The organism is Bifidobacterium apis, assembly GCF_036986835.1.
GTDB lineage: Bacteria > Actinomycetota > Actinomycetes > Actinomycetales > Bifidobacteriaceae > Bombiscardovia > Bombiscardovia apis_A.
On record NZ_BTXD01000001.1, the window covers coordinates 529,431 to 552,363 of the forward strand.

Sequence of the window (22,933 nt, forward strand, 5' to 3'; positions counted from 1 at the left end):
AGTGACAGGACCAGTACTAGGCTAGTTGGATGATGCTGACCGAGCCGAACTCGGTTGGCGAAGGCAAGTCCGGGAGTGAGCAATTGGGTGACAGACATCAGCTGCGCATGACACGCCGTCGTCGGATCAAGCGACGCTGGCGGGTGGCCTTGGCCATGCTTGTGGCTGTCGTGCTTGTTGTCGGCTATGCGTGCATGGACCTGGCCGATCTGGTGCCCGGACCTCTGACCTTGGTAAAGACCAGTCATTCTTCGGTCCCTCCTGCTGTCTTGATGGGCGAGCCGCCGACCCTGGTCGCAGACAAGCCTGGGTCAGCAGTGGATGCCGGTCGGGTTCAGCAGTTGGTCAACACTTTCGCTGGCACGCCGGGCCTGGGCAATGCATACTCGCTGGTCGTCCGGCAGGCTGATGGGCGCGTGCTTGCTCAAAAGAATGCCGACCAGGCGCGCCAGCCGGCCTCCACCATGAAGACCTTGACAGCAGCCGCCGCCGCATCCGTTCTGGATATGTCCTCACAACTGGATACTGAGGCGGTTCTGAATTCCTCTTCCTCCTCGCAGGCGACGCTGACCCTACGCGGTCACGGCGATATGCTTCTAGGGGTCGGCAAGGACGATCCTCTGCACGTCAATGGCCGGGCCGGTCTGGGGACTCTGGCCGAGAAGACGGCCCAAGCTCTGCACCAGCAGGGGATCAGCCGAGTGACCCTGGCCTACCAGGACACGCTCTTCGGCGACGATCGGTCGCCGAAGGGAATTGAAGCAAACAATGCTGATGGAATCTACTTCCAGGAACCTGTCGCTATGGCTGTGGATGAGGCCAGGCAGGGACGGACTGAGCCCGTCACCTATCCGGACGCGGGTGGGGTCTACCTGCCCAGGGTCCAAAACCCCGCAGGGGCTGCTGCAGCAGTCTTTGCCAGCCGTCTGATGGAGTCAGGTATTCAGGTAGACAATGCCCAGGCGCCCGATCGGACCGACCATGCACAGGGTAAGGTGCTGGCCCATATCAGTTCGGCACGGCTCAGCGAGATCATGTCGCTGATGTTGCGCAACTCCGACAACAGTCTGGCCGAGCTTTTCGGCCGTCTGACCGCCTTGGCCCTGGACATGCCCAACAGCCCGGCCGGGGCCGTGAAAGCAGTGACCAGCACGCTGAACAAGCTGGGCGTAGACACCACGGGCCTCAACATGGCCGACTGCTCGGGGCTGACCCCTGGCTCCAGTCTCAAGGTGGGTACCTTGGCGGACGTCCAGCAGCTGGCCCTGTCCGAGAAGGGGTTGACCCCCCTGGTCAAGGGTCTGTCCGTGGTGGGGCTGACCGGCACAGCAGCCAGACGCAAAATGGACAATCAGGCCGACGGGCTGATCCGGGTCAAGACCGGCACCTTGGACCATGTGACTTCACTGGCGGGCAACGTGATTCGGCGCTCAGGCGGTGTTCTGGTCTTTGCCGTAGTCGTCAACGATCCTGAGGATGTGGCTGCTGCCCGGCATGCTGTGGACACCCTGGTCGGATCCCTGGATCGGCTCTAAGCGGGAAGTGGCCTGGACCATGGTCTATTCAGCGGAGATGAAAAGGGCGGTGGGACTCCTGCGTTCGACCCTGGACCGGGAGGGCCTGGGCCTGCAGGATAAGCGGTTCGCCCATCACGGGATGCACCGGCCCGATCCGGATGCCCCACTGATTCTGGTGGCATGCTCGGGAGGCCGGGATTCCCTGGCCCTGGCCTGCGTTGCCCACCTGGTGGCCGATATGACCGGGTTGCGGTGCGGGGCCCTGCTAATCGATCATGGTCTGGTGCCAGATTCGGATCGGATCGCCGAGCGCGCGGCTGGAACCTGCCGGGAACTGGGATTAAATCCGGTCCACGTCACCAGAGTGGATGTGCCCGTCACCTCGGCTGGTCCCGAGGCCGATGCCCGTGCAGCCCGTTATCAGGCCCTCTCCGAGCAGGCCCTCAAGCTTGGCGCCAGGGTCGTCCTCCTGGCGCACACCCGAGACGATCAGGCCGAGACGGTGCTGATCGGCCTGATTCGCTCCCAGGGGTTGGAGGCCATCACCGGCATGGCCCGGCGTGTGGAACGTGGAGGAATGCGCTACCTGCGCCCATTCCTGGACATGGATCGGAAAGACACCACGGCCATTTGCCGTCAGCAGGGGATCCACTGGTGGGACGACCCCACCAACGGCGACGATCAGCCGGCCGGCTCGACGCTTCCAGAGTCACTGCCGCTGCGCTCGCGTATTCGTCATGACCTGCTGCCCGCCTTGAATCGCTTCGCCGGCCGGGACATGGTCCGCCGCCTGGCCCTGGGTGCGGATATGGCCCGTCTTGATCAGGATTATCTGGACACCCAGGTGGATGGGTTGCTCCAGCGACTGGTCGCCCGCCCTGACTCGGACCAGAGAGCCGAGGGGGTGCTGGCCTGCTTGGATGCACGCGGATTGGCCGACTGTCATCCGGCCCTGCGCACCCGCTTGCTGGCCCAGGTGTTGACCGGGCTGGGCATACGGTTCACGGCCGTGCAGGTCCGGGCCCTGGATGATTTGGTATGCCGATGGCACGGCCAGCAGGGCCCCCGTTTTCCCAGCTCCCATACAGCAATCCGTAAGGGTCAAGTCATTCTCATATGCAATGATGGAGACCATGCGCATCGCTGATATTCAATCCCATATCGACCATGAACTGGTGTCCAAGGAACGGATAGAAGAGCTGATCAACCGGACGGCCGAGCAGGTCAGCCGGGATTACCAGGGTAAGAACCCGATCATGCTGGCCGTGCTCAAAGGGGCTTTCAACACGCTTGCCGCCCTCTCACAGGCCGTCACCATACCGGTTCAGATCGAGTTCATGAGCATTTCCAGCTATCCGGCAGGCAAGACCAGCGTTTCCAAGGGGGACCTGGACATCAGGATGGATCTGGACTGCGATGTGCGCGGACGGCATATTCTGATCGTTGAGGATATTATCGATTCCGGCTACACCTTGCACTGGTTGGTTGAGCATCTCAAAGAGCGAGGAGCTGCATCGGTGGAGATCTTCACCCTGCTGGACAAGACCTCGCGACACGAGGTCGAGGTGGATGTCAAGTATCCAGGGTTCGCCATACCCGACGAATTCGTTGTGGGCTTCGGACTGGATTACGACGAGCAGTACCGTAATCTTGATTCGATAGCTGTACTCAGGTCCGAGGAATACATGGACCCGACCCAGGAACAGGATCATCAGGATCAGGGGGAGCAGTCATGAGCTACTCGCAGGGACCGCAGCAGGGTCCGCCCAATGGAGGCAGGGACAACGGGGACAAGGGCAACAACCCCTTCAACTTCAACCTGGGCAACAACGGTTCCGGCCCCAACGGGGGCAACCGCTCCTTCTGGCGTTCCCCCTGGCTCTGGGGGATTCTGGCCGTGGTCATCATCCTGGCCATTTTCGGCTTCTTCAGCAGCCAGAACGGTGCCCAGACCATCAACACCCAGGATGGCCTGGAGCTGCTGAACGACCACAGCAGCATAATCAAGAAGGCCGAGATCACCGAGAAGATGCAGGTCGTCGAACTCAAGCTCAACAGCGACTTCGTCAAGGATGTACCCGGCTTCCGTGGCAACCGCACCTCCAAGAACTTCGGCAAGGACGTGCAGTTCTACTACGTTGAGGCCCAGGGAGAGCAGGTTGTCAAGGCCGTCGAGAAGGCCAAGCCCTCCGAGGGGTACAACTCGGTGGTGCCGCAGACCAGCATGATGAGCTACCTGATCTCCTCCATCCTGCCCATGCTGATCATTCTGGGAGTCTTCTGGTTCCTGCTCTCGCGTATGTCTTCGGCGGCCGGCGGCGGCATGTTCGGAATGGGCGGCAAGAAGAACTCCGCCCGGCTCAACGACGGGCAGACCCCCAAGACCAAGTTCTCGGACGTGGCCGGAGAGGAAGCCGCTGTCCAGGAGGTGGAGGAGATCAAGGAGTTCCTCAAGGATCCCTCCAAGTACAAGGCCCTGGGCGCCCGCATACCCCGAGGCGTCCTGCTCTATGGCCCTCCTGGAACCGGTAAGACCCTGTTGGCCAGGGCCATTGCCGGGGAGGCCAGCGTGCCCTTCTACTCAATGGCAGGCTCAGATTTCGTCGAGATGTTCGTCGGTCTGGGCGCCTCCCGAGTGCGTGACCTGTTTGACGAGGCCAAGAAGAATGCGCCGGCCATCATCTTCATCGACGAGATCGATGCAGTAGGCGGCAAGCGCGGCTCCGGTATGAGCGGCGGTCACGATGAGCGCGAGCAGACCCTGAATCAGCTGCTGGTCGAAATGGACGGCTTCGACAATGACACCAACCTGATCATCATTGCAGCCACCAACCGTCCCGACATCCTGGACCCGGCCCTGCTCAGGCCCGGCCGGTTCGACCGTCAGGTGGCCGTGGAGGCCCCGGACCTGGAAGGCCGCGAGGCCATCCTCAAGGTCCACGCCAAGGGCAAGCCTTTCGTGCCTGATGTGGATCTGCATACTGTGGCCGTGCGTACACCCGGCTTTACTGGCGCAGACCTGGCCAATGTGCTCAACGAGGCGGCTCTGTTGACCGCTCGCTCGGATGCCCAGCTGATCGACAACCGGGCCATCGACGAGGCCATCGACCGTGTGCTGAGCGGACCTCGGCGGCGGACCAAGGGCATGGCCCTGGCTGAGATGCGCAACACCGCCTACCACGAGGGCGGCCACGCCATGGTTGCTGCGGCCCTGCACCATACCGATCCGGTCACCAAGGTGACCATTCTGCCGCGTGGACGGGCCCTGGGTTACACCGCGGTCATGCCCACCACTGACCGCTACTCGCAGTCCCGCAACGAGCTGCTGGACCAGATGGCCTACGCCATGGGTGGCCGCGTTGCAGAAGAAGTAGTCTTCCACGACCCGACCACCGGTGCCTCCAACGATATCGAGAAGGCCACCAGCATCGCCCGGCAGATGGTCCTGCAGTATGGCTTCTCATCCAAGCTGGGTGCCATCAAGTGGGCTGACGAAAACGACCAGGATTCCGGGCTTGATGCTTTGAAGCCCCACAACTATTCGGAGAAGACCGCCGAGGCCATCGATGAGGAAATCCACAATCTTATCGAGACGGCACATCAAGAGGCCTGGCAGATCATCACCGAAAACCGTGACGTGTTGGACGAGCTTGTTCGGCAGCTCCTGGTCAAAGAGACTTTGAACAAGGACGAGCTGGCTGCGGTCTTCGCCGGCTTGCGCAAGGCTCCCGAGCGTCAGCTCTGGCTGTCTGCGCCGGATCGGCCGGACTCCGAGCAGCCACCTGTGGAAATTCCTGAGGAGCTCAGGCGCAGCGTAAACGGGCCGTCCGCAACGGACCAGCACTGAATTCTGGATCGGCTCGGTGCCTTGCTTATGGTTCCGGGCCATGCGGCAGTGAATGTTCCAAGGCAAGGGAGGAGCGTACATCATGGATGCCATCCGTCTGAGCTCCATCAAGGTCGCACCCCTGCATGGCCGGCAGAAGTCTGGATTCGGCTATCAGGTCGATGCCGTCCTCTACCTGGATTTGAGTGAGGCAGGCAGACTCAACGACGGCACCCAGACCGTGGACTATGTGCAGATTGTCCGTCGTATCGTCAACTTGATCCAGAACGAGCCGGCCTATGAGATTCTGGAATCTCTGACCGCCAAGGTGGCAGATGCCATTCTGCTCTCCCACCAGATTCGCCGCACGAGGGTTACGGTCACCCGTCTGGGCGCTGATCAGGGAACAGGAGTCGATTTTCAGGTAGGCGTCACCCTTGAACGTGCGGCCGACGATCAGATGGAAGGCAACCCGGGCAGTATGGAGTCTGGACGTGTAAGCGGCGGCGGGAATGCAGCTCTAGGGCATCCTTCCCTCCTGCTGTCCGGACAGGCCGATTCTGGTCATGCAACGCAGGCGAGACTGCGTCACCCCGTGACTTCCTCTACGCAGAACGAACTGTCCTCAGTTCCGGAGAACGATGACGAAGCGAACGGTCAGCAGACTGTTGGGGGAGCTCAACCACAGGGCCTTCTGATGCGTGATGTGATTGCTCTGGAAGGAGCATCGGGAACTGACCGATTGACCATGCTCCGTGCTCTTGCAGCCCTGGACGGGATCCCCGGCAGCCAGTTGGTCGGCATCTCGCCTCTGTATACCTACCGGGATGATCAGGGGGCTCAGCGTCTATCGGCTGTGGTTATCCTACAGACGCCGCTGAATCTGCGGGAGCTGCGGTCTGCTCTGAACATGGTGGCCGCTCCTATCAGACAGATGGGCGGGCTGGATGCCGATGTGGTGGAGGTGGAGACCTCGGACGGCTCGGTTCCGTCATCTCAGGACCGCCCTCCTCTGCTGACCGCTGATGCTCCATCGCGCATTCTGATCCCCTGGGCCTATTTGGAGCCTGAACACTGTCTGCCTGGCGCTGACGGATCCTGCCTGGCAAGCCTGGCCAACCGTGCTCCCGACCGTGATCGCATCAGCCTGGTCTCGGAGGACTGGATTCTGGACGGTCTGTCATGAGGGCCCGCCGCACACCGCTCGTGCACTACCTGGTCGCCCTGGTCCTTGGGCTGGTGGGAGGCGCCGGCATCTCGAAACTTGGCATGTCCACCAGGACGGACCTGATGGGGGTTCCCTGGCTGGTCAGCGTATTGCTCTTCCTGCTTGGGGTGGCCATCCTGATCATGGCCTTCCAGGTGCATCGCTACGCCAAGGGGGACCGCAAGGAGATGGATCTGCGCTTCGCGGTAAATGTGCTGATTATGAGCAAGGCCTTGGGCATTGCCTGTGCAGCCCTGTTGGGCTGGTACGGCAGTCAGGCCCTGATCAGCATGGGCCATGCAGGCGCGCCCTATTACACACGGGTCATGCAGGAGTGCCTGGTCGCCTCCCTGGTCTGTCTGCTCGATGTGGTGGCCGGAGCAGTGGGGGAGTGGCTCTGTCAACTGCCACCGGATGACGGACCTGAGAACCCCGAACGGCGCAAGAAGTCCTCACGAAGACCCATGGCCGATGCGGCCGATACCGCTGATAGGGCGGAGATAAAGGCCGATTCAGGCAAAAGGCATGGCTGACAGCGTTCGAGGCTATAGCTTCAGATATTCCTGAAGATGGTCGACCTGTTGTCTGGGAAAATATACGGCGATCCGGTGGACGCTCAGTCTTTGGGCACCCTGATCATGGCCTCTTGAACCATGTAGGCAGCTAGGTCACCCCGGCGGGTGTAGACCTTGGCCATGCACAGGCTGCGTCCGTGATCGGCCACGGGGGACTCCTGAATAAAGCAGTGCCACTCGCAGGGGTCCAGATCCTGATACCACCACATGGCATGGTCGATGGATGCGAAGGAGATCCCCGGGGTGGTCATGCTCAGCCCGGCACGGCGAAGGGCGGGCTCCATCATGATCTGATCGCATTCCATGGCCAGCAGGGCCCGGCGCATCAGCGGGTCCAGGTCGGCCTTTCCCTGGGTGCGGCTCCATACGGCCTGGCGATTCCTGTTGCCATCCTTGGAATCTTTATTTTCTGCATCATCAGCATCGTCCAGCAGTACCGTGCCGCCGACATGGCGCATGTCGAAGGGGCTCTGATGGGCGTAGTAGTCAGCGAAAGCGGACTGATCGGCATAGGGTTCCATCAGCTGCCGGGAGCCAGGCAGATCCTCCGGATCAGGCAGCCCTGTCGGCATAGGGTCGGCATAGCGGATGCCCTCTTGGCCGACCTGCTGGTAGGAGAGCAAGGCGTTCAGGATAGTCCGTTCACCCTGGTGCAGATCAACTCGTCGGGAGGAGAAGGAGCGTCCGTCGCGAATGGTCTCGACTTCCGCTTGTACGTCCTGATTCAGGAGTCCAGTGCGCAGGTAATAGGCGTGCATCGAGTGGGGCAGCCGACCTTCGGGCACGGTCCGCCCGCCGGCCATAATGGCCTGGCCCAGCAGCTGACCTCCGTAGAGGCGACCGGTTGGGAAGTCCAGTGATTTGCCCAGAAAACGGGAACGGCCATCGGCGGGCTGCTGCTCCTGCAGGTTCAACCCAGCGATGGCCTGGGCCAGTGCTTCGTCCTCGGTGCTCATGCTTTTCCTCGGCCCTCAATCCCTCGTGGTGTATTTCGTTCAGCGGGTCAGCTTGCGGTGGATGCGGTGGGGCCTGGAGGCCTCCTCGCCCAGACGCTTGACCTTGTTCTCCTGGTAGGCCTGGAAGTTGCCCTCAAACCAATACCAGGAAGCCGGATTCTCGTCCGTGCCCTCCCAGGCCAGGATATGGGTGGCGATACGGTCCAGGAACCAGCGGTCGTGGGAGATGACCACAGCGCAGCCAGGGAAGGCCAGCAGGGCGTTCTCCAGACTTTCCAGGGTCTCCACATCCAGATCGTTGGTGGGCTCATCCAGCAGGAGCAGGTTGCCGCCCTGCTTGAGGGTGAGTGCCAGGTTCAGCCTGTTGCGCTCTCCGCCGGAAAGCACGCCGGCCGGCTTCTGCTGATCCGAACCCTTGAAGCCGAAGGAGGCTACGTAGGCGCGGGTAGGCACCTCGACGCCGCCGACCTCGATGAAGTCCAGTCCTCCGGAGACCACTTCCCAGAGGTTCTTGTTGGGATCGATGCCCTCGCGGTTCTGATCCACGTAGGAGATCTTGACCGTGTCGCCGACCTCCAGGGTGCCCGAGGTCAGGGGCTCCAGGCCCACGATGGTTTTGAAGAGCGTGGACTTGCCCACGCCGTTGGGGCCGATGACGCCCACAATGCCGTTTCGAGGCAGGGTGAAGCTCAGATCGTCGATCAGGACGCGGTCGCCGAAGGCCTTGTGGATGTGCTCGGCCTCCAGCACCTTGGAGCCCAGGCGGGGTCCCGGCGGAATCTGGATCTCCGAGAAGTCCAGCTTCTTGTTGTTCCGGGCCTCATTCTCCATCTGCTCGTAGCGCTCCAGGCGAGCCTTGTTCTTGGCTTGCCGGGCCTTGGGGGAGGAGCGGACCCATTCAAGTTCGTTGTTGAGACGCTTGGCCAGTTTGGCATCCTTCTGCCCCTGGACCTCAAGACGCTTGGCCTTGGTCTCCAAGTATGTGGAGTAGTTGCCCTGGTAAGGGTAGAGATGGCCACGGTCCACCTCGCAGATCCACTCGGCCACGTTGTCCAGGAAGTACCGGTCGTGGGTCACGGCCAGGACGGCACCCTTGTAGGTGTGCAGGTACTGCTCCAGCCAGAGGATGGATTCGGCGTCCAAGTGGTTGGTGGGCTCGTCCAACAAAAGCAGGTCGGGGGCCTCAAGCAGAAGCCGGCATAGGGCCACCCGGCGGCGCTCGCCTCCCGAGATGACCGAAACCGGGGTGTCCGGGTCGGGGCACTGCAGGGCATCCATGGCCTGGTCCAGCTGGGAGTCAAGGTCCCAGCCATTGGCGGCATCGATCTGCTCCTGAAGCTGGCCCATCTCGGTCATGAGAGCGTCGTAATCGGCGTTGGGGTCAGCCATCTGTTCGCCGATCTGGTTGAAGCGGTCCACCTTGCTCATGATGTCGCCGAAGGCCATGCGGATATTCTCGCCCACGGTCTTGTCCTCGTCCAGAGGCGGCTCCTGCTGGAGGATGCCTACCGTGTAGCCGGGGGTGAGCTGTGCCTCGCCGTTGCTGACCGTGTCCAGGCCGGCCATGATTCGCAGCAGGGTGGATTTGCCCATGCCGTTGGGGCCCACCACGCCGATCTTGGCGCCGGGCAGGAAACTCAGGGTCACATCGTCCAGGATGACGCGGTCGCCGAAGGACTTGCGCGCCTTGATCATCTGATAAATGAATTCGGCCAAGAAGCTACCTCACAGAACCTTAGAAAGACAGTGCAAACTGCATTCATGGTAGTGGGAACTTCTGACTTATGCGCCGGGCTGATAAGCAAGCTAAGGCAGGCGGATGGCCACCTATAAACAAGACCTATGACCAGACCCTGGTTCTGCCGCCTTGGTCGGGATAGCCTTGAGTCGACGTTCCCGCCCGGCATGCGCAGGTCAAGGAGCGTCGGACGGGCCTTTGCCTGCTTGGGCGGGTCCCTTCTTATCGCTGTGCGCATGAGGAATGGGCCGTCCGCTCTATGGCGGTCGCAAGGGAGTATCAATGACGGTAAAACAGCAGCAGGGTCGGATTTCCGCTTCTCATCGGTTGCGCTGGAGGCCGCTTGACATTGCGGTCGGCGCCGGCCTGGGCGCGGTGTCGGGGTTGATTTACTGGTTGGCCAGCCTGCTCGCCTCGTGGATATTCCCGCTGATGACGGCCCTGCTTCCCGGGGCGGCGGCCCTTTTGCACGGGGTCTTCTACTTTCCCTGTACCCTGTCCTTGTTGATACTGCGCAAGCCCGGCGCGGCCGTCTACGTCGGCATTATCGGCGTCCTGGTCGAGATTCTGCCTGGCAATGCCTATAACGTGCCGATGATTTTGGTGGAGGCCATCGTCGAGGCCCTTTGCGCTGAGCTGGCCTTCGGAATATTCCGCTACCGCCGGTGGACCCTGGGAACGACCGTTCTGGGAGGTATCCTGATAGCCTTGGTCTATAACGCGTTTCTTCTGGCCTTCTACTATCAGGGGGTCTCCCTTCTCAGTCCGAGGGGGATCATCGGCACCGTCTGCGAACTGATCAGCGGAGTGGTCCTGGCTGGGCTGGTCAGCTGGTTCCTATTCCGGGCCATCGGCAGCACCGGTGCTCTGGATCGTCTGGCATCCGGGCAGGATGTCAGGCAGGTCTGAATATCGGCATCCTCGCCCAATCGACTGATTGACTATATCTTTCGTGACAAGGCCCGTACCGGGCAGGAAAGGTCCTATCATGACTAAGCTTCGTTCCTACCTCGCGGCGGTGCTGCTCCCGCTTATCCTGGCGGTGGGCGCCTGCGGCACCTCCCAGGCTTCCCAAGAAGACCGGGTCGACCCTCGGGCCGCCATCAGCGTCAACAATGCCGAACCTACGGCTCCTCTGATCCCCTCCAGCACCAACGACACCGCAGGATGGAAGGTGGTGACCCAGCTCTTCGACGGGTTGGTCGCCTTCGATGCCAAGGGCGGAATGACGCTGGTTCAGGCCAAATCGATTACTCCCAATGAGGATGCAAGCCGGTACACGATTGTCCTCAAACCGGGACTCACCTTCAGTGATGGGGAGAAGATCACAGCCAAGACCTATGCGGATTCCTGGTCTTTCGCGGCGAATGCAGCCAATGGGCAGCTGGGTGCCTCGGCTTTTTCGACCATCGCTGGGTACGAGCAGGTGCAGGATGAGCATGGCGACCCCAAGGCTCCTCTGTCTGGTCTTCGGGTGGTTGACGACCTGACCTTGGAGGTGACCATGAGCAAACCGGATTCCTCCTTCCCCTACAAGGTGGGAGATGTGGCCTTCCTTCCCCTGCCGGCATCCGCCTACAAGGACATCAAGTCCTTCGGTAAGAAGCCAATCGGGAATGGACCCTACCGCTTCAAATCATGGGTGCCCAACCAGGGAATCAAGCTGGAGAAGGATCCCACATACAAGGGACCGCGCAAGGCTCGCAACGGAAGCCTGGAGTTCAGGGACTACCAGAGTCTCGATGCCGCCTATGCCGATATCCAAGCCGGTCACCTGGATGTGCTCGATACGGTTCCGGTCTCCCGCCTGAAAACCTTCCATACCGATTCGGGCCTGCAGCCCTTGATCAAGCCGGGGCCTGCCTTCCGGTCCCTGACCATCCCGCAAGGCCTGCAGCATTTCCAGGGGCAGGAAGGTGCTCTTCGTAGGGCGGCCCTGTCATATGCCTTGGATCGCAAGGAAATAGCCGACAAGGTCTTTGCTGGTTCAGTTACGCCGGCCACTGATTTCCTGGCCCCAACCATCAGGGGGAATGCCTCCGACATCAAAGGCAAAGCGGTATTGAACCATGATCCGGACCAGGCCCGTAAACTTTGGAAGCAGGCTGACGACATCTCTCCCTGGGAGGGCACGCTTCGCATCGCTTACAGCGCCGACGGGGCAGACAAGGACTGGGTTGATGCGGTTCTGCATGAGTACGCCCAGGTTCTGGGCATCAAGACGGAACCGAATATCTTCCCGACGGGCAAGGAATTCAATACGGCGGTTCACAACCGTCAGGTCAACAGTATTTTTAATTCGGGCATCACCTCGGACTATCCCCACCCCGAAGGTTACTTGGTTCAGGGGTATGCCTCCAGCCAGGCCGATGGCAAGGGACTGAACAATGGGGACTACAAGAGCGCGGAATATGATGCCATCCTTTCCCGTGCTGCCTCCAAGACCGACCAGGACGAAGCCATGCAGGATTACCGCCAGGCCGAGGCCGTGCTCTTCAAGGATCTTCCGGTGTTGCCGCTCTGGTACAGGAAGGTCTCGGCAGTGGCCGGCAAGCAGGTTCGCCAGGCTCCTTTCGGATACATGGGTCTGCCTGTCTACAACCAGATCACCAAGTAGGTCCGACAACCCGGACCTGGCTGATGACGAGTCGTTTTGATACCATGACTCTGACCGATACGGTCGGCGCGGGGCCTTAGCTCAGTCGGTTAGAGCAAACGACTCATAATCGTTCGGTCCAGGGTTCAAGCCCCTGAGGCCCCACACTACGAAACCCCTGCAGGCACAAAGCCTGCGGAGGTTTTCTCATATCTGCTGGGATAGGGTTCGGACTCAAAATGTATACTAAATGTATACTATATTGCACGGGAAAACCGGGATGGTAGGGCAGACATAGAAAAAGCCCCGCCGGAGCGGGGCCGGATCTGTAGCGGTTGGCTACTGGTTGAGGTGCTGCACGGCGTAAGCCGCTTCCTCCGGCGTGAACTTTTCTCCGTACTGGCTGGTGAGCTGCTCCTGGATGGCTGCTGGGCTCATATGCATGGTCTCCTGGTATTCTTTGGCTTTGGCAAGGGCATTGGCGTTGTAATCAGCTTGGAGGTTGTCTACGGCGTATTGAGCGGCTTGCTGAGAGAATTTCTCTCCGTTCTCGCTTGATAGCTGTTCGCGGATACCTTCCTTGGACATGTGCATAATGCTTGAATAGTCTTGAGCCTTCGATAGAGCGGATTGGTGCTCGGCTGGGATTTCTTTCTGCTGTGCGCTGCCCCGCGCATCATTGGATGAGGCTTGGTCGGCGTTTCGTTTGATCCTTGCCGCTTGGGGGTGGTCTGGGCAGAAAGCTAGGACCTTGTATCCGTCCTTGGCTTCTTCTGCGTTGGCGAAGGGGTTCTTGTCTGGATCCTTGTTCGTGTCGCTGCGCCCGTCGATTGGGTATCCTGTGGTGCTGGCGCATTCTGCCAACACGCGTGTGAATCCATCGTCCGCGTCGGAGGCGTCGTCCTTTGTTTGGACCTTGCTCAAGGCTGTTCTCTGTTCCTCGGTGGGGTCTGGTGTTTCTCCCTGGGCCATACAGTCGAGCGGCGACGGGTACTTCCATGAATCCTTGTAATTTTTAATGGTTATAAGCTTGGTCTCGCCTTTATCGTTTTTAACGTCGTTGCCATTGTCATCTTTTACACTGCATGAGAAGAACAAGGGACGCTGGTCATACAAGGAGTCTGCGGAGTCGCTTGATGGTTTCGGTTTTGCGGTTGTGTTTTTAGGCGCACAACTGGCAAGGCTTGCCATCAAGCCACAGCACATAATGAAACCAAGAACTCTCTTGCTCATACAACTACCTTAGCTGCTATTGACCTGCCGACCAGCAAGCTGCTTCGCGGGCATGGGAAAAGCCCTGCCGGAGCGGGGCTCATTTTTTTTTTGTCTTACTTGAACAGGCCCCAGATGCTGAACGTGGTCTTCCGGTAGATCTTGTTGCAGGCGTCTTTCCTGGGGTTCCGTATCCACCCCATGCCTTCCTTCCCGTAGCCGGGGATGAGGGCCTTCTTCGCCTGCCGCTTCCACTTGCCCGTGGTTCGCGCCTTGAATGAGCGTCTGGGGCTAGGGGTACGCATGCCGATCTTCATGGCTACTTTCCCATATGGGACTGCAAGTACTCGGAAAGGCTGTCGAAGAAGGTAGTGAGGTTCTTCGCGTTCTTGGAACCCTGCCATACGGCGTTGCCACCAATCTTCGCCGCCACAGTGACGTTGACTTTCGCTCCGTCTCCGCTGGGGGAGACGACTGCTGTCATCTTCTCGCCCCATGTGGTCATGCTGATGCCGGTGTTGAAAGTGCAGGTGCAGGATAGATCGTCGGCGTGCTTAAGGGCGAAGCGTCTTGACTTTTCTAGCATCCCTTTCATCCCGTCGTACACAGTGCTGACCGGGAGATTGTAATAACGCTCCTGCACATCCTGATTTCCGCCGAATAGTCCCATTTCATTCGTCCTCTCCTTGCGTCTTCGGTGATTATCAGCAGGTTATCAGGAGCGGCCGAATTGCATAGTTCTCTGGATGTTTCCTGAATTGTTCAGGTGTAGCGAACACGAGGTGTGACCAGACTGTGAATACGACGATCCGTGCCATATTCGGTAATCGTTTGACGGTAGCCAACAGAAGGCTTCTCAAAGATTGTTTGAGGGCAAAAAGTAGCAATAATACCAGTTGATGTATCGTTTTGTCATCTCCTGCGGGTCGGGTACAGCGGGGCAAGTCACAGACAAGAGCCGCCTCGCAGACGGCATGGCTTAGGAGCCAGATCTCGGTGCACTACCGCAGACTCAACAAAATGCGAGTTGCCACTCAGGCATATACGGACCAAATTGACGCTTATCATGTCCTGTCGTATCTTTAAAGCGTTCGCACAGATGCTCGAGTGAAGCCCAGAGAAGGGCTCTACAGGACATAAAAAAGGGAAGCCACTCACGGCCTCATAATCGTTCGGTCCAGGGTTCAAGCTCCTGAGGCCCCACACAAGCAAGCCCCGGAACCTTGAAAGTTCCGGGGCTTTATTAGTGGATTGAATTAAGAGCTCAAGGTTTTTGCCTGAACACTGGTTCACGTCTTCAATGACTGCCAGCGAAAGCCATGAGGGTTTTGAGCCTCGAACTTTCTTGATAGTCTTAGTAGAAGGACAGCCCCGGCTATTGTCGGGGCCATCCTCTCGTCGCCTAGCTCTAGCATCCATGATTCACCGATGCAGAATGTACGGCTTCACATGTAAGCCGGGGGAAAAGAGCTAGGCGCGTTTTTTATGTCGGATCATAGGGCATCCTCGGTGTATATCCACTCTTCGGTGCCCCAAGCGTGCATACGTAGACAACCATAAGATCTGCGCATGTCGCAATAATCCGGAAGCGTTTCCGTAGAACCGCTAAGTATGAGAATTTATCAGGGAAAAGAATAAGGGACGAGCTCGAGTAGGAGCCGTCGGCATATGCCGGGAAACTATACGCATGTACATCTCCTCTGGAGCTGAAAATAGTTCAACCCCTGTAGGTCCATCGTGTATACGTCCCCCGTATATCTGTTCTTAATCATACACCCTGGAGGGGGTGTGTCAAAGCTGAGCAGGGCGAGCCGAAGTGCTCTGATCAGGGCCCGCAGCAGCATTGCGTATCGTATGCAAATAGCGGTAGACGCTGGGGGAGGAGATCCCCAGAGCTCGAGCAACCGTGTCCACTGAGCCCTTGACCAGAAAGACCCCTGACCCATCCAGTCGCGTAATCAGCTGCATTCGCTCCTGCCGGTTCATCCTTGCCGGAGGAATACCAAGTTCTGCGGCGAACTTGGCAATATTATGCGTCACCACTTCGTCTGTGTTGACGGAGAGTATTTCACGGGTCGATTGGTCGGTCCCGGTCTCGGCGTCTGATTCTTCTGGGGCGGTCGCATCGTCGTTCAGCTCCGCAGCAGGATCGGACAGTCCGAGAGCATCCAGATAAGCACTGGCCCGTCTGAGCTCTTGGCTGGCCTGTCGGAGGGCGGAATTGTCAAAATTAATGCAGAGAAAGCCGATCACCCGTCCCCTAGAATTTCGCACGAACAGAGTAGAGGAGACCATAGGGTGTCCCTGGACGGTGTAGCTCGTGTTATGGGTCAGATAGTTGTGCTGGTCGTATTCGTGGTTCTGCCAGATGTGCCGGACCAGGTCGGTGGCTGGGCTGCCTATGGTGCGTCCACTCAAATTGCCATTGGCTATGGCAACCACCGCATGTGAAAAATCCCTGACGTTCTGAAGCACCACTTCCGTCTTGGGCCCGAGGATTTTACCCAGGAAGTCCACTAGCGGGACGAAAAGCTGTAGAGAAGATGAAACGGGCTTTGATGCACTCATTTTGTCACCCCATCCACTGACTAAAGCCAGATAGTAGCATCGCTGCTCTGGTATTGGACGCAGACACTCGGGCGGAGCCCACGGCTGTAGACTGGCGGAAGGTCGCTGCGAGCGCATCTGCACGGGATGAGAGGTTGACTATGACATACGATTTCACCAGCATCATGGATAGGCACGGTAAGGACGCCATTGCGGTTGACTGCCTGGGCGCCGAGCCCGGATTCGCCCCCGACCCTCCCAAGGAGGGCTTCGATGTCATTCCCATGTGGGTGGCCGATATGAACTTTCCTACGGTGCCGACCATACCCGAGGCCATCATCGAGCGTGCCAAGCATCCTGCCTTCGGCTATTTCAATCCCACTGACGAGTACTACGACGCCATCATCAACTGGCAGCGCACCCGCAATGGCGTGGAGGGCCTGACGGCCGAGGACATCGGCTATGAGAACGGGGTCCTGGGCGGCGTCGTCTCGACTTTGACGGCCTTTGCTGCTCCGGGCGATGCGGTATTGCTCCATAGCCCGACCTATGTCGGCTTTACGTCCTGCATTGAGAACAACGGCTACCACATTGTGCACAGCCCCTTGAAGAAGGACGAGCAGGGCGTCTGGAGGATGGACTTCGAGGATATGGACCGCAAGCTCAAGGAAAACAACATTCATGTGGCGGTCTTCTGCAGCCCGCACAACCCCTGCGGCCGTGTCTGGGAGAAGTGGGAGATCGTAAAGGCCATGGAGGTATATAAGGAGAACGACTGCGTGGTCATCTCCGACGAGATCTGGTCAGATCTGATCCTGTCGGGCCATAAGCACATCCCCACCCAGTCGGTCAGCGAGGATGCCCGCAACAGGACAGCTGCCTTCTACGCGCCCAGCAAGACCTTCAACCTGGCCGGGCTGGTCGGCTCCTACCACATCATCTACAACAAGTACCTGCGTGACAGGATTGTGGCCAAGGGGTCCAAGGCCCACTACAACGACATGAACGTACTGTCCATGCATGCTCTGATCGGGGCCTACAGGCCCCAAGGCCAGGAGTGGGTGGATGAACTCCGGCAGGTCCTGACCGATAACGTGGACTACGCCTACGATTACATCCGGCAGCATTTTGAGGGAGTCGAGCTTTCCAAGCCCCAGGGCACCTACATGCTCTTCCTTGATTGCACACAATGGTGCAAGGACCACAATCTGAGCCTGGACCAGCTGCTCAAGCGTGCCTGGGATGTGGGTGTGGCCGTCCAGGACGGGCGGCAGTTCAAGGCTCCCTGCGCCATCCGCATGAACCTGGCCCTGCCCTTGAGCCGTGTCCAGGAGGCCATGGGCCGTCTGGACAAGTACGTCTTCAACGCCTGATGATCTCTAAATGAACATGGACCCTCGCTGTCGGACAGAACCGGCTGGCGAGGGTCCATCATATGTGGACGAAGCCTTGCTACAGACTCACTGGAACTGCATGCCGCCGTCCACAATCAGGGTCTGGCCGGTTACGTAGTCGGAGTCATGCCCGGCCAGGAAGGCTACGGCATTGGCCACATCCTCCGGCTCGGAAAGCCGTCCCAGGGCGATGCCGTCCGAGAAGGTGGACATGCCCCACTCGTCATCCTTGCCGGCGTTGACCCCGACCTGATGAGCGATGTCCATCATCATGGGCGTCTTGACAATGCCGGGGGCGTAGGCGTTGGCGGTGATGCCCTCCTTGGCAAGATCGCGTGCAGCCACCTGAGTCAGGCCGCGGATGGCGAACTTGGTGGAGGAGTAGAGCATCAGGTTGGGGTTGCCCACCACGCCGGCCTGGCTGGCGGCGTTGATGATCTTGCCCCCGTGGCCCCGATCGCGGAAGGCCTGAACGGCGGCCTGCATTCCCCAGATGGTTCCCGCCACATTGACGTGGTAGACCTTGTCGAACAATTCCGGCGTGATCGACTCGATGGGGGTGGTCGGTCCCAGGCCGGCGTTGTTGACGATCACATTGAAATCGCCCAGCTTGGTGGCGGTCTTCTCGACGGCTGAGCGCACCTGGACACGGTCGGTCACGTCCAGGGTGACGGCCATGGCCCGTCCCTCTGATTGATTGATGGAGTTGGCCACTGCCTGGGCCTTGTCTGTATTCATATCCGCCACGGCCACGGCGAATCCATCCTTGGCCAGACGGCGGGCAATAGCCTCGCCGATTCCCTGGGCTGCCCCTGTAATGAACGCTACTTCCTGCTGCATTGCTGCCCTCCTTTGTCGCCTTGCCGGGCCGGTCGGCCCGACTGTTTGATTCTAAAGGGCGCTCGGCTCGCCACACCGGTTGGCGGATTCGGCGTGTGGCGCAAGGGTGCCGTAATCTCTTCGGGTTGCGCTAGACTATTACGCGGTTGCCGGTTCACGTCCGCCACAGGGGCGGTCGACCCGGGGCCCTTGGATCTAGGAGTAACCATGAAGCAGGGAATTCATCCCGATTATCATCCCGTTGAGGTCACGTGCTCGTGCGGCAATACCTTCATCACCCGTTCGACCGCTCCCGGCGATCATATGACGGTTGATGTCTGCTCGCACTGCCACCCCTTCTACACCGGCAAGCAGAAGATTCTGGACACCGGTGGTCGCGTGGCTCGGTTCGAAGCCCGTTACGGCAAGAGGACCAAGTAGCACTTCCAACGCCAGTCCCTTCCGGGTCGCTCTGCTATGCCCGGTGGGGACTGGCGTTTTTTATGACTTGAACCATGCGGATAAGCGGACGGGAAGGGTGCAGATGAGCGAGGAGCAGTTTCCGGCGGCGGTGGCTGCCGTCGAGGAGTACGGTCGCCTGGAAAAGCAGATGAGTCAACCCGAAACGGCTTCAGATCCGGCGCAGATCCGCAAGTTGGGTCGCAGACATGCTGAGCTCGCTCCCATTGTTGAAGCCTATAAGGCCTACCAGAGCGCCTTGGAAGACAGCCAGGCGGCCGAGCAGATGGCACGGGAGGATCCTGACTTCGCGCAAGAGGCCAAGGCCATGGCTGACCGGATACCGGACCTGGAGCAGACCCTGCGCACCGCTCTTATTCCGCGCGACCCCGATGACGGCCGCGACACGATCATGGAAATCAAGGCCGGCAGCGGCGGCGAGGAGGCGGCCCTCTTCGCCGGCGATCTGATGCGCATGTACGTGCGGTATGCCGAAAAGCGTGGCTGGACCACCGAAATCATGAGTGAGAACCGTACTCAGCTGGGCGGGGTCAAGGATGCCCAGCTGGCCATTCGCGCTCGCGGCCAGGTGGCTCCTGCCGACGGCGTCTGGGCTTCACTCAAGTACGAGGGCGGCGTCCATCGGGTCCAGCGTATTCCCGTCACCGAGTCCCAGGGCCGCATTCAGACTTCAGCCGCCGGAGTCATCGTCTTTCCTGAGGCCGACGAGGACGACGACGAGATCGAGATCGACCCCAAGGACCTCAAGGTTGACATCTTCATGAGTTCCGGCCCGGGAGGACAGTCCGTCAATACCACCTACTCGGCTGTGCGCATGACCCACATTCCCACCGGCATCGTGGTCTCCATGCAGGATGAGAAATCCCAGATACAGAATCGCCAGGCTGCCCTGCGGGTGCTCAAGTCCCGTCTGCTGGCCATGAAGCACGAGGAGGAGGCCGCCCAGGCCGCCGACATGCGCCATTCCCAGGTCCGTTCCCTGGATCGGTCCGAGCGTATCAGGACCTACAACTTCCCGGAGAGCCGGATCGTGGACCACCGAACCGGCTACAAGGCCTACAACCTGGAACAGGTGCTGGACGGCGACCTGCAGGCCGTTATCGACTCCGATATTCAGGCCGATGAGGCCCGCAGAATGGCATCACAGGGGTGAATCAGCAGGAGCATGGGACCAGTATGGCTGAGCTGGTCGATAGGGGCCATCGCCTGCTGGCCCAGGCCGGTGTGCCTACGCCGCTCAATGATGCCAGGCTGCTGCTGGCCGATGCCCTTGGATGCGATCTTCATCAGCTGGATCAGGCCCTGCTCTTGGACCGGACAGCTGAGGAACTGCTGACGAATGAAGGTGGTCGCAGACAGGCTGATGGTTTTCAGTCGGCGGCCCTGGACCGTTATCGGTCCCATCTGCAACGGCGGGCCGGACGCGAACCCCTGCAGTACATTCTTGGCCATGCCTACTTCCGTTATTTGGATCTCCGCCTGGGACAGGGGGTCTTTATTCCCCGTCCTGAGACCGAAACGGTGGTCCAGGCGGGAGTGGATGCCTTGACCAGGGTGGATCATCCACTGGCAGTGGATCTGTGCTCGGGCAGTGGGGCTATCGGCCTGTCCCTGGCCACAGAGGTTCCAGGAGTGCGGGTCCGGGCCGTGGAGGTCGACAAGGAGGCATATCGGTGGGGCGCGTTGAACGCCGCCGCTCAGGAGGCCGCCATCCGGGAGGTTGGATCCGATTATCAGCTGATGCTGGCCGATGCCACGGATCCCGCCACCCTGTCTGATCTGGATGGCCGGGTGGATCTGGTCATCAGCAACCCTCCCTACGTCCCCATGGATGCGATTCCCAGCCAGCCTGAGGTGCGTGACTGGGATCCGGACCTGGCCCTCTATGGCGGTTCGCCTGACGGATGCCTTTTGCCCTGCCGCATTCTGGACAGGGCCAAAATCCTGCTGGCTCCCGGCGGTCTGCTGGTCATGGAGCATGACGTCTCCCAGGGACCGGCCATGGTCGCTGCTGCACAGGCCAGGGGGTACCTTGAGGCACGCACCCATCAGGACCTGACTGGTCGAGACCGTTACCTGACAGCCCGGCGGCCAGTCTTCGCGTCCTAGCGGCCTGCCGTGGTCCTGGGATAGATTAGTAGCTGGTCACGTGAACATGTCGAGCCGAAAGGTCGTGATGCAGGGTATGAGCCGGGTGATGACCTATGACAGTCGCTCGCCGCAATTGCTGGCCCGGGTGGTGGCTGCCGGAGGACTGGCGGTCATTCCTACCGACACGGTCTATGGCATCGTCTGTGATCCATGCAATGATGCGGCCATCGATAGGCTCTTCCGGGCCAAGCATCGTCCCAGGACCAAGTCCATTCAGGTGCTGCTGGAGGGGGTCGAGGCCATGGACCGGCTGGATCTTAGCCTGCCTGCGCCTCTGGATCGCCTGGCCGACGCCCTGTTGCCGGGTCCCTTTTCGCCTATCGCCCTTGTGGGGAGGTCCTGCCCCCTGCGCACCCCTCGGATGGAGCCCGATGGTCCCACCCAGGCCGTCAGGGTTCCTGACTCGCCCATCTGTCGGGCGCTCCTGCAGGTGACCGGGCCCTTGGCCGCTTCCAGCGCCAACCGATCGGGCAATCCCAGCGTGGAAACCGTCCAGCAGGCCAGAGCCGAGCTGGGTGACAGCGTCGACCTTTACCTGGACGGGGGGCCGACCCCGGGTTCAGTGGCCAGCACGGTGGTGGAAGCCGACAAGACTGATCCTGACGGAATACATGTGCTGCGGCAGGGCGTAATCGGCGAGGCCCGGGTCCGTGCCCTTCTGCCGGGCCGGTCCAGCGGAGGTGAGGGCCAGTGAGGGTATACCTGTTCATTGCTGCCATCGCTGGCGGGGCCACCTGGCTGGTCATGCCCATGGTTCGTCACCTCGCCATCCGTGTCGGCGCTGTAGGCGTGGTCCGCGCTCGCGACGTACATAAGGTGCCCACCCCTAGGATGGGCGGCCTGGGCATGTTGATCGGCTTTGCGGTGGCCATGTGCTTCGCCTCCCGCATTCCCTTCATTACAGGCCTCTTCCAGTCCGGCCATCAGGCCTGGGTCATCCTGGCCGGGGCCGTGGCCATCTGCCTGCTGGGTATAGCCGACGACCTTTGGGATCTGGACTGGATGCTCAAGCTGGCCGGCCAGTTGCTGATTTCGGTCTTCGTCTCCTGGGGCGGTATCCAGATCATCTCCCTGCCTCTGGGATCCCTGGTGGCGGCCTCGCCCAGCCTGTCCATGGCCATCACGGCATTCCTGATCGTGGCCTCCATCAATGCGGTCAACTTCGTGGATGGGCTGGACGGCCTGGCTGCAGGCATCGTGGCAATAGGAGGCATCGCTTTCGCCATCTACTCCTATATCATCGCCCGCATCTCGCCCGACTACGCCTCCCTGGCCACGCTGATCGACGTGGCCATGGTGGGCATTTGCGTGGGATTCCTCCTGCACAACTGGCATCCGGCCAAGCTCTTCATGGGCGACTCAGGATCCATGCTGCTGGGATACCTGATCACCTGCGCCTCCATTGTGGTCACCGGCCGGCTGGATCCGGCCACCATTCATGCCAGCATCTATCTGCCGGCCTTCATGCCCATTCTTCTGCCCATCCTGGTGCTTTTCCTGCCTGTTCTGGACATGTGCCTGGCCATCGTCCGAAGGCTCAGCCACGGGCAATCCCCCATGCACCCCGACCGCATGCACCTGCACCACCGTATGCTGCGCATCGGTCACACGGTTCGTTCCGCTGTCCTTATTCTTTGGGGCTGGGCCGCCCTGATCGCCTTCGGCTCGCTCTTTATCCTTTTCTTCCGTCTGCGATATGTCCTGATCGGTCTGGGCCTGGCCGCCATACTGCTGACCTTCGCCACCCTCTACCCCTACTACCGCCGTCGACTTCCCGAGATCAGGCGCGAGAACGCCCTACTTGCCGCCCAGGGCTCGCAGCATGCTGCCAGACCGCCTTGGCATCGCAGGAGCCGCCACGATAACAATGAGGACAGCTGATTCGCTGGATGAAACAGTACGGACACGATACTCT

At 60.2% G+C, this 22,933-nt stretch carries 21 protein-coding genes and 1 tRNA gene; 15 read left to right on the forward strand and 7 right to left on the reverse strand.

Annotation, left to right across the window (positions count from 1 at the left end):
• Positions 1 to 29 precede the first annotated feature (29 nt).
• From dacB to AACP62_RS02200, 6 genes are all read left to right on the forward strand, one after another.
• Complete coding sequence (dacB, locus tag AACP62_RS02175) at positions 30 to 1,535, forward strand: D-alanyl-D-alanine carboxypeptidase/D-alanyl-D-alanine endopeptidase (RefSeq protein WP_339346008.1); 1,506 nt, start codon at positions 30 to 32, stop codon at positions 1,533 to 1,535.
• Positions 1,477 to 2,664 (forward strand): tRNA lysidine(34) synthetase TilS, encoded by a 1,188-nt coding sequence (gene tilS / locus AACP62_RS02180; protein WP_339346009.1) that lies wholly within the window; start codon positions 1,477 to 1,479, stop codon positions 2,662 to 2,664. The genes dacB and tilS overlap by 59 nt, the downstream gene beginning before the upstream one ends.
• Entirely contained in the window at positions 2,651 to 3,253 is a 603-nt protein-coding gene (hpt, locus tag AACP62_RS02185) for a hypoxanthine phosphoribosyltransferase (protein WP_339346011.1), read from the forward strand. Before tilS ends, hpt begins: the two co-directional genes overlap by 14 nt.
• Positions 3,250 to 5,364 (forward strand): ATP-dependent zinc metalloprotease FtsH, encoded by a 2,115-nt coding sequence (gene ftsH, locus AACP62_RS02190; RefSeq protein ID WP_339346013.1) that lies wholly within the window; start codon positions 3,250 to 3,252, stop codon positions 5,362 to 5,364. Before hpt ends, ftsH begins: the two co-directional genes overlap by 4 nt.
• A gap of 82 nt (positions 5,365 to 5,446) precedes the next feature.
• Complete coding sequence (locus AACP62_RS02195) at positions 5,447 to 6,529, forward strand: dihydroneopterin aldolase (RefSeq protein WP_339346014.1); 1,083 nt, start codon at positions 5,447 to 5,449, stop codon at positions 6,527 to 6,529.
• Entirely contained in the window at positions 6,526 to 7,083 is a 558-nt protein-coding gene (locus AACP62_RS02200) for a DUF3180 domain-containing protein (RefSeq protein ID WP_339346016.1), read from the forward strand. Before AACP62_RS02195 ends, AACP62_RS02200 begins: the two co-directional genes overlap by 4 nt.
• Positions 7,084 to 7,166: 83 nt before the next feature.
• On the opposite strand, the gene AACP62_RS02205 is transcribed toward AACP62_RS02200, so the two are convergent.
• Together AACP62_RS02205 and ettA are read right to left on the reverse strand one after the other, a co-directional pair.
• Complete coding sequence (locus AACP62_RS02205) at positions 7,167 to 8,081, reverse strand: acyl-CoA thioesterase (protein ID WP_339346018.1); 915 nt, start codon at positions 8,079 to 8,081, stop codon at positions 7,167 to 7,169.
• A gap of 39 nt (positions 8,082 to 8,120) precedes the next feature.
• Positions 8,121 to 9,797, reverse strand: a complete 1,677-nt coding sequence (ettA, locus tag AACP62_RS02210) for an energy-dependent translational throttle protein EttA (protein ID WP_024626701.1) — start codon at positions 9,795 to 9,797, stop codon at positions 8,121 to 8,123.
• 304 nt (positions 9,798 to 10,101) lie between these two features.
• On the opposite strand from ettA, the gene AACP62_RS02215 reads away from it, so the two are divergent.
• From AACP62_RS02215 to AACP62_RS02225, 3 genes are all read left to right on the forward strand, one after another.
• Positions 10,102 to 10,728: an ECF transporter S component gene (locus AACP62_RS02215; RefSeq protein ID WP_339346021.1), complete on the forward strand. Its 627-nt coding sequence runs from the start codon at positions 10,102 to 10,104 to the stop codon at positions 10,726 to 10,728.
• Between the two features lie 79 nt (positions 10,729 to 10,807).
• Complete coding sequence (locus AACP62_RS02220; protein WP_339346023.1) at positions 10,808 to 12,436, forward strand: peptide ABC transporter substrate-binding protein; 1,629 nt, start codon at positions 10,808 to 10,810, stop codon at positions 12,434 to 12,436.
• Positions 12,437 to 12,506: 70 nt separating this feature from the next.
• Positions 12,507 to 12,580 (forward strand) — tRNA-Ile (locus AACP62_RS02225).
• A 174-nt stretch (positions 12,581 to 12,754) separates the two neighbouring features.
• Here AACP62_RS02225 and AACP62_RS02230 read toward each other — a convergent pair.
• From AACP62_RS02230 to AACP62_RS02245, 4 genes are all read right to left on the reverse strand, one after another.
• Positions 12,755 to 13,648: an Ltp family lipoprotein gene (locus AACP62_RS02230; protein ID WP_339346025.1), complete on the reverse strand. Its 894-nt coding sequence runs from the start codon at positions 13,646 to 13,648 to the stop codon at positions 12,755 to 12,757.
• 95 nt (positions 13,649 to 13,743) lie between these two features.
• Positions 13,744 to 13,944 carry a hypothetical protein gene (locus tag AACP62_RS02235; protein ID WP_339346026.1) on the reverse strand — a complete coding sequence of 67 codons (201 nt, stop codon included), beginning with the start codon at positions 13,942 to 13,944 and terminating at the stop codon, positions 13,744 to 13,746.
• Between the two features lie 2 nt (positions 13,945 to 13,946).
• Positions 13,947 to 14,297, reverse strand: a complete 351-nt coding sequence (locus AACP62_RS02240; RefSeq protein ID WP_339346028.1) for a hypothetical protein — start codon at positions 14,295 to 14,297, stop codon at positions 13,947 to 13,949.
• Between the two features lie 1,121 nt (positions 14,298 to 15,418).
• Positions 15,419 to 16,195: a helix-turn-helix transcriptional regulator gene (locus AACP62_RS02245; RefSeq protein WP_198205598.1), complete on the reverse strand. Its 777-nt coding sequence runs from the start codon at positions 16,193 to 16,195 to the stop codon at positions 15,419 to 15,421.
• Between the two features lie 140 nt (positions 16,196 to 16,335).
• Here AACP62_RS02245 and AACP62_RS02250 point away from each other — a divergent pair, with 140 nt between their 5' ends.
• The gene (locus tag AACP62_RS02250; RefSeq protein WP_339346029.1) at positions 16,336 to 17,547 is read left to right on the forward strand and encodes a MalY/PatB family protein; all 1,212 of its coding nucleotides are present in this window, start codon (positions 16,336 to 16,338) and stop codon (positions 17,545 to 17,547) included.
• Between the two features lie 87 nt (positions 17,548 to 17,634).
• Here the strand turns inward: AACP62_RS02250 and AACP62_RS02255 are convergent, their stop codons facing one another.
• Positions 17,635 to 18,408, reverse strand: a complete 774-nt coding sequence (locus AACP62_RS02255) for a (S)-acetoin forming diacetyl reductase (RefSeq protein WP_198205596.1) — start codon at positions 18,406 to 18,408, stop codon at positions 17,635 to 17,637.
• 207 nt (positions 18,409 to 18,615) lie between these two features.
• Between AACP62_RS02255 and rpmE the strand changes: the two genes are divergently transcribed.
• The 5 genes from rpmE (at position 18,616) to AACP62_RS02280 (ending at position 22,899) form a co-directional block, all read left to right on the forward strand.
• Positions 18,616 to 18,828, forward strand: a complete 213-nt coding sequence (gene rpmE, locus AACP62_RS02260; protein WP_015022244.1) for a 50S ribosomal protein L31 — start codon at positions 18,616 to 18,618, stop codon at positions 18,826 to 18,828.
• Positions 18,829 to 18,931: 103 nt separating this feature from the next.
• Complete coding sequence (gene prfA / locus AACP62_RS02265) at positions 18,932 to 20,020, forward strand: peptide chain release factor 1 (protein WP_101432704.1); 1,089 nt, start codon at positions 18,932 to 18,934, stop codon at positions 20,018 to 20,020.
• Between the two features lie 23 nt (positions 20,021 to 20,043).
• Positions 20,044 to 20,976 (forward strand): peptide chain release factor N(5)-glutamine methyltransferase, encoded by a 933-nt coding sequence (gene prmC / locus AACP62_RS02270; RefSeq protein WP_339346032.1) that lies wholly within the window; start codon positions 20,044 to 20,046, stop codon positions 20,974 to 20,976.
• Between the two features lie 88 nt (positions 20,977 to 21,064).
• Complete coding sequence (locus tag AACP62_RS02275; protein ID WP_339346034.1) at positions 21,065 to 21,712, forward strand: L-threonylcarbamoyladenylate synthase; 648 nt, start codon at positions 21,065 to 21,067, stop codon at positions 21,710 to 21,712.
• Positions 21,709 to 22,899: an MraY family glycosyltransferase gene (locus AACP62_RS02280; protein ID WP_029678706.1), complete on the forward strand. Its 1,191-nt coding sequence runs from the start codon at positions 21,709 to 21,711 to the stop codon at positions 22,897 to 22,899. Before AACP62_RS02275 ends, AACP62_RS02280 begins: the two co-directional genes overlap by 4 nt.
• The last annotated feature ends 34 nt before the right edge of the window (positions 22,900 to 22,933 follow it).